17 protein-coding genes are annotated in these 12871 nt (G+C 40.9%); 6 read left to right on the top strand and 11 right to left on the bottom strand.

Going from position 1 to position 12871, the window contains the following annotated elements:
• The first annotated feature begins 10 nt into the window (after positions 1-10).
• The 4 genes from comGC to comGF are packed head-to-tail and all read left to right on the top strand — an operon-like array spanning position 11 to position 1446.
• The gene (comGC, locus tag CS921_RS00420) at positions 11-334 is read left to right on the top strand and encodes a competence type IV pilus major pilin ComGC (RefSeq protein WP_099220970.1); all 324 of its coding nucleotides are present in this window, start codon (positions 11-13) and stop codon (positions 332-334) included.
• Positions 331-756, top strand: coding sequence for a competence type IV pilus minor pilin ComGD (gene comGD, locus CS921_RS00415; RefSeq protein ID WP_099220969.1), 426 nt, complete (start codon positions 331-333; stop codon positions 754-756). Before comGC ends, comGD begins: the two co-directional genes overlap by 4 nt.
• Complete coding sequence (locus CS921_RS00410; protein WP_099220968.1) at positions 743-1036, top strand: type II secretion system protein; 294 nt, start codon at positions 743-745, stop codon at positions 1034-1036. Before comGD ends, CS921_RS00410 begins: the two co-directional genes overlap by 14 nt.
• On the top strand, positions 994-1446 hold the full coding sequence (gene comGF / locus CS921_RS00405; RefSeq protein WP_162921652.1) for a competence type IV pilus minor pilin ComGF: 453 nt from the start codon (positions 994-996) through the stop codon (positions 1444-1446). The genes CS921_RS00410 and comGF overlap by 43 nt, the downstream gene beginning before the upstream one ends.
• 194 nt (positions 1447-1640) lie before the next feature.
• Here the strand turns inward: comGF and CS921_RS00400 are convergent, their stop codons facing one another.
• The 6 genes from CS921_RS00400 to rpmG all read right to left on the bottom strand — a co-directional run bounded on the left by CS921_RS00400 (position 1641) and on the right by rpmG (position 6468).
• Complete coding sequence (locus CS921_RS00400) at positions 1641-2741, bottom strand: YqgU-like beta propeller domain-containing protein (RefSeq protein WP_099220966.1); 1101 nt, start codon at positions 2739-2741, stop codon at positions 1641-1643.
• Positions 2742-2824: 83 nt separating this feature from the next.
• On the bottom strand, positions 2825-3799 hold the full coding sequence (locus CS921_RS00395; RefSeq protein WP_099220965.1) for an ROK family glucokinase: 975 nt from the start codon (positions 3797-3799) through the stop codon (positions 2825-2827).
• A 15-nt stretch (positions 3800-3814) separates the two neighbouring features.
• Entirely contained in the window at positions 3815-4042 is a 228-nt protein-coding gene (locus tag CS921_RS00390) for a YqgQ family protein (protein ID WP_099220964.1), read from the bottom strand.
• 11 nt (positions 4043-4053) lie between these two features.
• A complete protein-coding gene (locus CS921_RS00385; RefSeq protein WP_240422279.1) occupies positions 4054-5619 on the bottom strand; it encodes a rhomboid family protein in 1566 nt (521 codons plus the stop codon).
• A 103-nt stretch (positions 5620-5722) separates the two neighbouring features.
• On the bottom strand, positions 5723-6265 hold the full coding sequence (locus CS921_RS00380) for a 5-formyltetrahydrofolate cyclo-ligase (protein WP_099220963.1): 543 nt from the start codon (positions 6263-6265) through the stop codon (positions 5723-5725).
• A 53-nt stretch (positions 6266-6318) separates the two neighbouring features.
• The gene (gene rpmG, locus CS921_RS00375) at positions 6319-6468 is read right to left on the bottom strand and encodes a 50S ribosomal protein L33 (RefSeq protein WP_003719608.1); all 150 of its coding nucleotides are present in this window, start codon (positions 6466-6468) and stop codon (positions 6319-6321) included.
• Positions 6469-6665: 197 nt separating this feature from the next.
• Between rpmG and CS921_RS00370 the strand changes: the two genes are divergently transcribed.
• Complete coding sequence (locus CS921_RS00370) at positions 6666-7037, top strand: hypothetical protein (protein ID WP_099220962.1); 372 nt, start codon at positions 6666-6668, stop codon at positions 7035-7037.
• A 47-nt stretch (positions 7038-7084) separates the two neighbouring features.
• Positions 7085-7567, top strand: a complete 483-nt coding sequence (locus CS921_RS00365; protein ID WP_099220961.1) for an endolytic transglycosylase MltG — start codon at positions 7085-7087, stop codon at positions 7565-7567.
• Positions 7568-7731: 164 nt separating this feature from the next.
• Here CS921_RS00365 and pnp read toward each other — a convergent pair whose 3' ends face one another.
• The 5 genes from pnp to rbfA all read right to left on the bottom strand — a co-directional run bounded on the left by pnp (position 7732) and on the right by rbfA (position 12871).
• A complete protein-coding gene (pnp, locus tag CS921_RS00360; protein ID WP_099220960.1) occupies positions 7732-9918 on the bottom strand; it encodes a polyribonucleotide nucleotidyltransferase in 2187 nt (728 codons plus the stop codon).
• Between the two features lie 222 nt (positions 9919-10140).
• Complete coding sequence (gene rpsO / locus CS921_RS00355) at positions 10141-10410, bottom strand: 30S ribosomal protein S15 (RefSeq protein ID WP_099220959.1); 270 nt, start codon at positions 10408-10410, stop codon at positions 10141-10143.
• A gap of 132 nt (positions 10411-10542) precedes the next feature.
• Positions 10543-11478 (bottom strand): bifunctional riboflavin kinase/FAD synthetase, encoded by a 936-nt coding sequence (locus CS921_RS00350; RefSeq protein WP_099220958.1) that lies wholly within the window; start codon positions 11476-11478, stop codon positions 10543-10545.
• A gap of 81 nt (positions 11479-11559) precedes the next feature.
• On the bottom strand, positions 11560-12474 hold the full coding sequence (truB, locus tag CS921_RS00345; protein WP_099220957.1) for a tRNA pseudouridine(55) synthase TruB: 915 nt from the start codon (positions 12472-12474) through the stop codon (positions 11560-11562).
• 52 nt (positions 12475-12526) lie between these two features.
• Entirely contained in the window at positions 12527-12871 is a 345-nt protein-coding gene (rbfA, locus tag CS921_RS00340) for a 30S ribosome-binding factor RbfA (RefSeq protein ID WP_099220956.1), read from the bottom strand.

Here is a 12871-nt window from a genome sequence, read left to right as displayed (position 1 = left end):
AGGAAGTTTTATGAAAAAAATTTTTATGATTGATTGGCGAGATGATTCAGGTTTCACACTCGTCGAAATGCTGATGGTTTTACTAGTTGTAAGTGTCCTGCTTCTTTTGACAATTCCCAATATCGTCAGTCAAAGTGAAAGCATTAATGATAAGGGTTGCGAGGCCTTTGTCACGCTCGTTGAAGGTCAGACACAGGCTTATCAACTTGAATACCAAAAAATTCCCACCATGAACGACTTACTAAGCGCAGGCTATCTCTCTGAAGATCAAAAAAGCTGTCCTAATGGAAAAAAGGTTGAAATCGACAGTTCTGGAAAAGTACACGTAAAATGATTCGGCGCAATGGCTTTACTTTGATCGAAATGCTTTTTGTTCTCAGTATATTTTTGCTGCTGTGCACACTCTCTTTACGACCTATTTCCAGTTTATTAACCTCCCAAGCCGAACAGAATTATCTCCAAGAAATCTCATCGGCCATTCTGCTCGCACAAACAGCAGCCATTACACACGATGCTCCTTCAAAGCTTACCTTTACCAGTCACATGCTTACGGTAGATTATGCAGATGGCCGTTACGAACAGCTTGAAACTCCACACTCGCTATCATTTGATGTAGAAAAAAGCGAAAGTTTTTCATTTCAAGCTCAAACAGGAAAAATCAATCGTTTTCGTACACTTTTGCTTACTGGCACCAAGGATCACTATCAATTAGTCTTTCAAATCGGAAAGGGGCGATTCTATATTGAAAAAAATTAACGGCTTTTCACTGATCGAAGGGGTTGTTTCACTCTCTGTCATTTGTTTGATCACCACACTCTTTTTCCCGCTGCTTTTCCAATTAATTATCCGACTTCATCACGAACAGCAGGAAACCACTCTTTTACAAATGATTGCCGATGAAAGTAAACTTCTAGCCAAGCACCCCATTCCCAAAGAAAAAACAGTCGGTTCTTACAAAATTACTACAGAAAAACAGAAAGACAGGTGGCAAATTTGTGCCGAACAAGACCAGACAAAACTTTGCAGACCGGAATGATTCAAAATGGTTTCACTTTTCTTGAAGTGCTTCTTTCGCTAATTATTACAATGATGATTCTTTCATTTGTTCCACTTATTTATCAAGAAGCACAAAAGATCAATCAATTAAGTGATCTTAGCGATGAAAGTGAATGGCTTTTATTTCGCAAGCAATTCTTAGATGAAATACAGCACGCCCATACAGTCCAAATCTCCGTAGATACAATCAGCTTCATCAATCAAGAAGAGAAGCAGATCACTTATCAACATTATAAAGATTTATTACGTCGTCAAGTGGATGGCCGTGGTCACGAACCCGTCCTACAAAATGTTCAGGAGACGCACTTTTATCAAAAAGATGACGAAATAATCCTTGAATTTATCGATAGTAAAAGCAAACAGCGCTTTTTACGTTTCGGAAAGGAGTAGTGTGTATGAAAAACGGCTTCACATTGCCAATCGCCTTATTTTTACTTTCTTTTTGTCTCCTCATACTATCAACCACTATTTTTCTTTTTGAGCATCAGATCCATCTGCAACAGCTCATCCAAGAATCTTACGAGCAAGAGATTCAATCTACCTATAAAAAATAGCTCTAATCCTATTTCGATTAGAGCTACTTTCTAATAAGCACTTTTGGGCAAATCAACTAGTGTAATCAATTGCTTTGTTTTCGTATCAATCACTTTATCAAATTGATAGCCATAAAGAGCCAACTTTCCATTTGGCGAACTTTCAAGTGGTTGATTTTCCATCAGTTCCATAATCGTCTGACTTGTCCCCGCTTTAGGATCCACCTCTACAAGACGATACTGTCCAGGGGTTTCTCCCAATTTTTGGCTTTCATAAGGTTCAAAAACCAGAAAATGATCTTGATCAAAGTTAGTATCAAAATACGGAATAAAGGTCCCCATATCATCATACTCACGTGGTTGCGTATATTTAAACATGGTTTGAAAGCCTACTGTCCGAAAATCATACACCAACTCTTTTTCGTCTTCAGATTTTTCAAGCGTTACGAGAAGATTATCATTCACTCCAAACTGTAAAATATTCGCAATTACCAAGCTTTGATTTTGAGCATCTCGAATATCTTCTAAATACAGATCACTGAGTTCAGATTTCTCATTTGAATGAAATCTCATCAGATATAGATTATCACTATACCAAGCAACAAAAGGCGAAAGAGTTTGAATTTCTTCATCTTGACCCGTAAGAAAATTCCAAACGTACGTCCTATACTGCCAATCTTGATCATAGGCAACCAGCATCAACTTTTCTGGTGTATCTTGATTCCAGTAAAAATTCATCGTCACAGGTGGCGTTTGTCGCTCAGCAATTTTTTCGCCTGTTGCTGTTTTAAAAATTTTTATAGAAGCATCATCTTTTGAAGAGGCCGCATACACAAGGAAATAGGCATAATCTGCTGAAATGCTAACATCTGAGATCATGTCACTTGTTTGATATAGCAGCTTCTGTTTACCAGAATAAATATCATAGCTGAAAAATTCTGTCTGTCCATCTCGTTTCACCTGCAGAAGAACGGAGCTATCTGTTAACCAGCCCACCACACGATTGAATGCTTCATTCGTTGTTTGAAATGGTGTAATTGTCACTTGTTTACTTTTTGTAGGCTTTGTCTGGTCTTCATCTGTACAACTGGCTAGCATCCCCACAAGCCCCATCATAACAGCAGTTAAGACCAACAAATGTGCCTTTTTCATCTCCGGCCTCCAATCTTCACTTGATGCTAAAATTTACCCTTTTTAGAATAAGCTAAAACCCTTTTGGAAGCCGAATACAGTCATTACGCTTCTTCGTCAGTTGGAAGAGCTAACCAAGCAGCTCCAATCACACCAGCATCATTGCCTCGTGTTGCAATCGAAATCTTGGTAGATTCGCGCACAGCCGGAAAGACCATTGTTTCGAAGTAAGCTGTAACAGGATTGAGAAGAATATCCCCTGCCGCTGAGACGCCTCCACCAATAATGATTTTTTCAGGATTTAGCATATTGCCGATATGGCTCAAAGCAAGCGCTAAATAAAAGGACACGCGATCGATGACTTTTTCTGCTAGCTCATCCTGCTCTTTTCCTAAATCAAAGACCAGTTTAGCTGTAATTTCTTCATTATTCGAAATCGCTGCTTTTAATTTTGAGTTACCAGTGAATTCTTTTGCCATATCTTTCGCAACACGAACAACACCTGTCGCAGAAGCAACTGTTTCTAAGCAGCCTTTTTTACCACACGTACAATCGTAGCCATTTTCAGGCATAACGGTCACATGACCAATTTCGCCAGCTGCACCACGAATACCATGGAGAATCTGTCCTTCAGCAAAGATACCGCCGCCAACACCGGTTCCAAGCGTCACGAAAACAACATTGGCTCCGCCTTCGCCCGCACCTTTCCAGCGTTCGCCAAGTGCCGCAACATTCGCATCATTGTCTAAGTAAACGTTAAGTCCGGTCAAATTACCAAGATCTTTACTGACTTGTTGTTCTTCCACCCAGTTCAGATTATAGGCTCCTTTGACAGTTCCTGTTTCATAATTAACGGTTCCTGGTGTCCCCATACCCAAACCATAAAACTGATCATTATCCAGTTGCATTTCGGTCAATTTTTGATTTAAACTATCGCCAATTTCTCGTACAATATGCGAACCTTGATCGTCAATGTTGGTTTTAATGGACCACTTATGCTCAATGTCCCCATCCTTTGTTAAAATTGCGATTTTAGCTGTTGTACCACCTAAGTCTACACCAATTAATTTTTTTTCCATTTCTCCATTGCTCCTTTATTTATTAAAATGTGTATGATTCTTTTTCTGTTCTTTCACTAATTCTTGCTTAAGGATCGTGCGGGCTCTTGCATATATTTCACGGTCCAGAAGATTATGTTTAAATAGTTCCGTTAATTCTGTTTCCATCATTTCAATATCATATTCACGTTTCCCTACGTAAACGAAAATCCCAAATTTTTTGAGCAGTTGACCAACATCATAAACACTATTTAATGGATACATTTTCAAGACCTCTACTCTACTTTATTTTGTTCAAACTGGTGATAATAATCCTTATAAAAATCATTATCCGATAAATCGGCTGCTTTCTTAGCTTGTTCTTCCGCTTGCCGTTCATTTCCTTCATGCAAATAACATACAGACAAAATATAGTGTGGATCAGGAATAGTCGGATTGATAGAAATCGCTTTTTCTGCTAGTTTCTTTGCTTCTTCATAATTCCCTTTATCAAGCGCCTCTGAAGCCATCAATGTATACGTATATTCATCTGCGCTATTCGACTGAACTAGATAGGAAAACAGTTTATTTGCTTCTGACGGTTTATGGTCATTTAAATAGCTTTGAGCAAAGGAATTACTTGCCATTGCATTGATTGGATCATACTGCTTGGAAAAACCTAAATAAAGAAATAAACAGCTGAGCACACATACGGCACCACCATAAAAGAACTGTTTCCAATGAAAATACTGTTTTTTGATGGATAAAGCGCCTGCTAAGAAAAATCCGCCGACAAGCCCGCCGACATGTCCCGAAAGACTGATACCCGGCATAAAAATATCGATAACCAGATTAATAGCTACGAGTGCAGCAATGCTTGTTCCAATCGATTTAGCATAGACATGTGGTTTGATTACAACCAGGTACAATAATGCGCCAAATACGGCAAATAAAGAAGTACTTGCACCCAGTGAGACCGCTTCCGAATTAAGCGCAAAAGTTGCAATATTGCCGGCCACCCCGCCTAACAGCAAAATAATTGCATAGCGCCATTTTCCATAGATTTTTTCTGCCCACGGACCTACAACATATAACATCACACAGTTGGACGCAATATGCATGAAATCTCCGTGCAGGAAAATTGGTGTGATAAAACGCCACCATTCCCCTTCATAGACAAGTGGATTAAAAAAGGCTCCCCACTTTAGAAATGTATAGGTGGTCAATTGGTGGTCATTTAGCCAAGTCAGCAAGAAAACAACAACGGCTATCGCAATAAATGAATAGGTGATGATGGGTTTTTCTTTTCGCGCCTGCTGTTGCTCGGCACTGACTTTTTTGGTGATATAGCCTATGACTGCATCACGTTCTGCTGTCACTGTCTCTTCTGTTATAGCGCCATCACTAAATGACAGCTTTTCCTCAGAGATTTGTAAATGAGCTGCCAAGTTTCTGAGTGCACTCTCCATTTGATCTTCTGTCAGCAAAAAATTATAGAGAGTAATTTTCTTATTGGGGCTGGTAACTGGCTCATGAAGAGATGCATATTCATCTCCCACTGGTGCAAAGGGACTGATATATAGATTAATTAATGGCAATTTCATGCGCCCCATCTGCTTGCGGAGATTTTCAGCGACTTGTAGCGTGTTTGATACATCACGTTCGATCACGCTGGACCAGCCAAGTTCCCGCATCTGGATTCGGATGACAGGACGATCCTTTTTGCCTGGATTATCTAACCACAGTTCAAATTTCTCCTCATGAAGATGAATCAGTCGATAATTCTCTTCACGCAAGAAATAATTCGTTAGATGCCAGAAAACATATTTTTCTAAGAGGCTCAAAAAATTCCCTGCTTTCATTACAAATTATATCTTCTACTATACGCAAAAAAACAGGCGTTGTAAACAAGCAACCCCCGCTTTTCAGGCGATTCCAACAATTTTTTTCAAATTGTTATCGCTATCAGTTAACTAATAATTTTTGCACTGGCACATCATGTTTTTCGTTTGGAAAGAAGTGCCTGCTTTGCTCATGAAAAAGAAGTGCCACCGTTTTCCCCTCGTAGGCAGCCAGATAACGATCATAGAAGCCGCCGCCAAAACCAATTCGGTGACCCTCTTCTGTATAAGCAACCCCTGGCACAATCAATAAATCAATTTGTGCCGCTTCAACAAGTTGTGCTGTAGGTGCCGGCTCCATTAAACCGAACTTTTTCTCAATCAGCTGGTCCCCCTTCTCGTATACGCGAAATTGCATGGTGTGCGACGGGTAAATTGTTTCTGGAATGGCGATTGTTTTGCCCGTTTTTTTTGCTTCTGCTAGAATGAAGCGCGTATTAACTTCGGGAAATCGGGATAATGTCACACCTACACAGCTTGCAGCCTGCCACTCTGGAGTTTGAAATAATTGCTTTGCGAGCTCATAGGAACGAGCATCATAATCCTCTTTTGATAATTTTTCCAGCTGATCCATCACCAAATTGCGAAGATTTGCTTTCTCACTCATTTTCATTCCTCCTTTTCAAGAAAGAAAAAAGCAACAGGCCGAGTTCCTGCTGCTTACTTCGTTTCGCGGTGTAACGTTACACGGCGTAATCTTGGACAATATTTTTTAAGTTCAATACGTTCAGGATTTTCACGTTTATTTTTAGTAGTGATGTAATTGCGATCGCCGCATTCAGTGCATTCTAAAGTAATATTCACGCGCATTCTATTTCCCTCCAACTCTATCTTTAGCTTATTTTTACGAGACCTGTATAATAATACCATTTTTAACGAATAGTTGCAAGGGCTTCTCATAGAAGAAGTTTTAAATTTTATTACAAATTCAAGAAAACATGGTGTTTCACAACGATTTATGCTATAAATAGAAGTAGAGTTTAGAGGAAAGAGGTGTAAATAGATACATGACCGCAGTGATTATTATTCTACTCGCGGCAGCCATTATCTTGTTTGTTTTATCCTTCACCCAAAAAGGTGAGAATAAACATTTTGAAGAGGAACTTGAAGAAGTGGCTTCGCAGTTAATGCACGAGAACTACGAACTTAAAAAACGTGTCACCGTTCTTGAAAAAGCAATGAACATTGACAAAACAGTGTTAAAAGAGGATGACGATACTTCGAGCGCTCCTTCTCCAACGCCTAAAATGAAAGAATTACTAAAAAAACAAGTCATCACTCTTTATACAACTGGCATTGCGACTGAAGAAATCATTGAACAGTCTTCTCTTTCAAAAGAAGAAGTTGAAAAAATTATCGAAGAATATCTTGAACACTAATAGTTCGTTTCGAATACAGATAAGAAAAGATCGAAAGGAGCGCACTGATGAAAAAAAACTTACAAATGCTTGCGCTTGGATTCCTAATTTCGGCCGTTGTCTTATTTATAGGGGATCAGTTTTTTATAACTGATACGGATGCAGCGACTGAGACAAAAACGACACAAAAAGCAACGGAAACGAAGGCGGATTCTTCCAAAAAGGACAGCGACAACAGTGATACTTGGAAGAAAAAATACGAAGATTTACTTGCACAGCAGGAATTAGAAAAAAAAGAAGCTGAAGATGCGAAAAAAGCCGAAGAGGCCAAAGCAAATGAAGTCAAGACCTATACGCTTACAATCCAGTCAGGTGATCCTGCTTCTAAAGCTGGGGAAGATCTTCAAGCAAATGGTATTATTGAAAGTGCAGATGACTTTAATAAGTACATTAAAGACAATGGCTACGAAGGATATATCCGTGATGGTCAATATGAAGTGAAAAGTGATATGAGCTATGAAGATATCGCTAAACTACTTTCTCATCGTTAAATAAAAAAAGTGATGGCTTTTCTTGAGCCGTCACTTTTTTTGTTTCTTTCTGTATCTTTAAAACGAAAAGCAGCCCCTCTTTATAAGATGACCCGCCCTTCAAAATCAGATTTTTAGGTCTAACTTTGGGGGGCGGGGCATTATTTATTCAGAGGAGCTGTTTTTTATTTGTCGCTATCTTGTTTTTTAGGTTTAAATGGTTTTTTAAAAGGTTTCTTTTCTGGACGTTTGCCCGCATCGTCGCCTTCTTTTTTCTCAATAAGGGCTTTGCGTGACAAGTTTACGCGTCCTTGGTGATCGATTTCAATGACTTTTACTGTGACTTCATCGCCAAGTTTTAATACGTCCTCTACTTTGCCAACGCGTTCATGCGCCAACTCAGAAATGTGAACGAGACCATCTGTTCCTTTGAAAAGTTCAACAAAGGCACCAAATTTTTCGATACGACGGACTTTCCCTGTGTAAATTTCGCCAACTTGTACTTCTCGAACGATATCTTCAATGATGGCCATTGCTTTTTTGTTCATGGCTTCATCTTGAGAAGCTACATAAACTGTACCGTCTTGCTCAATGTCAATCTTCACACCTGTTTCTTCAATGATGGCATTGATTTGTTTACCACCCGGTCCAATTACATCTTTAATCTTATCCGGTTTGATATTCATTGTCACAATTTTCGGCGCATAAGTAGAAAGGTGCTCACGCGGTGCCTGAATGGTTGTCATCAGATGATCAAGAATATGCAAACGGCCTGCTTTAGCTTGTTCTAAAGCTTCTTCAAGGATTTGGCGACTCAAGCCGTCAATTTTGATATCCATTTGCAAGGCAGTGATCCCATCACGTGTTCCAGCTACTTTAAAGTCCATATCGCCAAAGTGGTCTTCCATACCTTGAATATCTGTTAGGATTGTGTAGTCATCGCCTAGTTTTACTAGACCCATTGCAATTCCGGCAACAGGTGCTTTGATTGGCACACCTGCATCCATCATCGCCAGTGTCGAACCGCAGATACTTGCTTGTGAGCTTGAGCCATTGGATTCCAAGACTTCGGATACCAAGCGAATAGTATATGGGAATTCTTCTTCTGATGGAATGACATATTGCAAAGCACGTTCGCCAAGTGCCCCGTGACCGATTTCACGACGGCCTGGACCGCGGCGAGGACCTGTTTCCCCTACGCTGAATTGCGGGAAGTTGTAGTGGTGCATAAAGCGTTTATATTCTTCTGTACCTAGTCCATCAATGATTTGGTGTTCACGAAGCGGTGCCAGCGTACAAATGCTGAGCGCTTGTGTTTGACCACGTGTAAACAGACCTGAACCATGGACGCGCGGCAGAAGACCTACCTCAGAGGATAGCGGACGGATTTCATCCACTTTACGACCATCTGGACGAATCTTCTCTTGGGAAATCAGGCGGCGCATTTCATCTTTTTCGATCATTTCAAGAATATGGGCCACTTCGCCAAGGATATCGTCTTTATTTTGATCTTCCGTATAGTCTTTTTCTTCAAAGACAGCCAGAATTTCTGCTTTGACATCATCAATCGCAGCTTCACGTGCTTTCTTTTCTTCTACTTGGATCGCTGTTTTCATTTTGGATTCACTTAGCACTTTTACTTCTGCTTCTAATTCTGGATCCGTCACAAACAACTCGATCTCACGTTTTTCTTTGCCGACTGCTTGAATGATTTCTTCTTGGAATTTGCAAAGACGCTTGATTTCTTCATGACCAAACATGATGGCTTCAAGCATGGCTTCTTCCGACACCTCTTTGGCGCCTGCTTCAACCATATTAATCGCTTCATAGGTACCTGCAACCGTGAGTGTTATATCACTTTTTTCAGCTTGCTCGACAGTAGGATTGATCACATATTCGCCATCAATACGCCCTACATCTACACCTGCAATTGGTCCTTCAAACGGAATATCCGAAATGCATAGTGAGATGGATGAACCGAGCATTGCCGCCATTTCCGGTGAGCAGTCTTGATCGACACTGAATACCGTAGACGTGATTTGCACTTCATTACGGAAACCTTCTGCAAATAGTGGACGGATTGGACGGTCAATTAAGCGGGCTGTTAGTGTGGCTCTATCACTTGGACGACCTTCCCGTTTTAAGAATCCTCCTGGCACTTTCCCAACGGAATACATTTTTTCTTCGTAATTCACTGTAAGCGGGAAAAAATCGCCTGGCTTTGGCTTTTTCGAGCCGACAGATGCTGTTAGAACCACTGTATCCTCGTAACGGACAAGTGCAGCACCGCTCGCTTGTTTGGCAAGCTGGCCTACTTCAATGGATAGTTTTCTGCCACCTAGTTCAGTAGAAAATACTTGTTTCTCTGACATTTTATCATTCTCCTTTTCCTCAGAAAGAATGACTGAAACTTTACCATGCATTTATTTTTTCATGCACACTCGGAAAATATCGAGCACACATGAATCCAAAAACCTGAGAAGTGTTGCGTCGACCGCTCACGTTTTTGGATTCATGCGATAAAGTTTCCGTTTCCATTCTTTCAAATTAAAATAAAAAGCGGGAGACATATTGTTCCCGCTTTGTTTGGGTTTTTATCGACGTAAACCTAAACGTTTGATAAGTTCGCGGTAACGTTGCACATCTTTTTTACGCAAATATGTTAGCAGATTACGGCGATGACCAACCATCTTCATTAGACCTCTGTAAGAATGGTGATCTTTTTTGTGTACGCGAACGTGATCATTCAAGCTGTTGATTTCAGCAGTAAGTACAGCGATTTGTACTTCCGGTGAACCAGTATCCGTATCATGAACACGGTATTCAGCAATGATTTGATTTTTTTGTTCTTGAGTTAAAGCCATGTTAACTCCACCTCCTAATTAGTATATCCCCAGTCACTGAGCTAAGCGTTGGTGAATCGTCAAAGCCAAGCAACGGTTCTTTTCGTACAGAACTAAAGATACACTAAATTCGCCTTAAAAGCAAGTCTTAATTTACTTGTCAGCGAAATATTTGCGTGTATCCGCCTCATCTTGTTTCAGTTGGGCAATTAAACCTTCTACGCCATTAAATTTCAGTTCGGGACGGAAGAAATGATACCATTCAATTTCAGCATCTTCTCCGTAAATTTCTTGTTTAAAGTCTAAAATATACACTTCAATGGACAGCGCCTGATCTTCTTTAAACGTGATATTAAAGCCAATGCTTGCCATTCCTAAATAGGTTTCGCCATTCACACGAAACTTGACTGCATAGACACCGAGTTTTGGAATTAAATATCCCTCATCTACAAGAATATTAGCTGTTGGAAAGCCGATCGTCCGGCCGCGTTTATCGCCGTGGATAACGGTTCCTTTTGTCGTATATGGATAGCCTAGCAGTTCATTCGCTTCGTCCAATTGTCCCGCTTCAATATAGCCGCGGATAGTGGTTGAGCTGATTTTAGCATGCAAAGCCTCTTCCTTATCCACAACCGTCACATCAAAGCGACCGTTTGCATAGCTAGGCAGGTCCTTCATTCGCCCTGCTCCTTTTTTGCCATATGAATAATCAAAACCGGCTACAACGTGTTTTACAGCCAGATCGACTAAGTATTTTTCAACAAATTCTGCAGGTGTTAAATCTGAAAAAGCAGTCGTAAAACGTACAACATACAATAAATCAACACCCAGTGCAGCCATTTTCTCTTGTTTTTCTTCCAGTGGCGTTAGATACTTCACTTTTTTTCGTACCTTACTTAATACCACAGACGGATGCGGGTCAAAGGTCATTACTGCAAGCTTCAAGCCTTTTTCGGTGGCAATCTGTCTTGCTTTTTGGATAACCGTTTGATGGCCTCTATGCACGCCGTCAAAAAAGCCCAACGCCATGACTTTTTCTGTTTGATCTTCTTTATGGTTGTCGGGATAGTGTAAATAAATCGTTTCCATGCCAGTCCCCTTCTCATTTCAAAATATCCTTAGTTATCATAATACAACGCATCAGCACTTGCAAGCATGTGAACTGGCTGATCAGCCGTTTTTTAACATGATGACTTTTTCCGGTTTATAAAGACCGGGCTTATTCGGATGACGTTGATAGATGGCAAGTAGCTTCTCCTGATGAAAAAGCGCCACTTGCGGCTCTGCGAGATTGCCCAGCTGTTCCTCAGACAACACGCGCCCATTCAGCACCTGATCAGCAAGATCTGCGTTAAGCACCACTTGAACAAAACTTGCAGCACCTTTTTCAAGCGGTTCTAAAAAGGACTGATCTCCTGCTAGCATTTTTTCTTCAATTTCAGCTAAAGTTAGACAATTTTCCGCTTCAAAAAGGCCGCTTTGTGTGCGGACCAAGTGTTTCATATGAGCCGGATAGCCAAGCGCCTCGCCAATCATGACAGCAAGTGTCCGAATGTATGTCCCTTTTCCGCACTTGATGCGAATTTTAAAGGATGGGGCATTCGCAGTAAGGGGCGCATGGTCATCAATACGAACCAGTTCCTTGATCTGCACTTGTCGTTTTGGTCGCTCGACAGTTTCTCCTTTTCGGGCATATTCATATAGCTTCCGCCCATTTACTTTGACCGCTGAATACATTGGCGGGATTTGTGTGATTGTCCCTGTCAAATCTGTCAACACCTGCGCTAAACTTTCAGGTGAGATGTCTTGTTCAATGAAGCGTTCAGCCACGATTTCTCCTGTTGCATCTTCGGTCGTAGTGCTTGTGCCAATGACCACTTCTGCCTCGTATGTTTTGCCTTCATCCGTAATGTATTCGGCTAGTTTCGTTGCGCGGCCCACACAGATTGGCAGCACGCCCGCCACCTCGGGATCTAGGGTGCCCGTATGCCCAACTTTTTTGGTATGTAAAATCTTCCGCAACTTAAAAACAGCATCATGACTGGTCATGCCTGTTTCTTTCCAAAGCGGGATAATCCCATCCATATCGCATCCTCCTTCACTGAAAAAAGGGACAGTTTGTCGCTGCCCCCTTCGCTTAATCCTCTTTATGCAAATCACGTAACAATTCGTCGATGCGATTTCCGTATTCGATCGAACTGTCCACTTCAAATAATAATTCAGGAACTTTGCGCAGCCGGATTCGACTGCCGATTTCTGAACGGATAAAGCCGTGCGCTTTTTCGAGTGCCAGAAGTGAATCTGCGCGCTCTTTTTCACTACCTAGAATCGAGATATAAATCGTCGCTTGCTGCAAATCACCTGTTACTTCGACGCCAGTAATGGTTATAAAGCCGAGTCTAGGATCTTTCAGTTTGCGATTGATGATATCGCCTAATTCTTTTTTCATTTGTTCAGCCACTCGATTGGCTCTGACATTCAT

It is taken from the genome of Listeria costaricensis (assembly GCF_900183385.1).
In the GTDB taxonomy this organism is placed as follows: domain Bacteria; phylum Bacillota; class Bacilli; order Lactobacillales; family Listeriaceae; genus Listeria; species Listeria costaricensis.
Note: the sequence above shows the minus strand (reverse complement) of the source record. Positions and strands in the feature narration are given on the sequence as shown.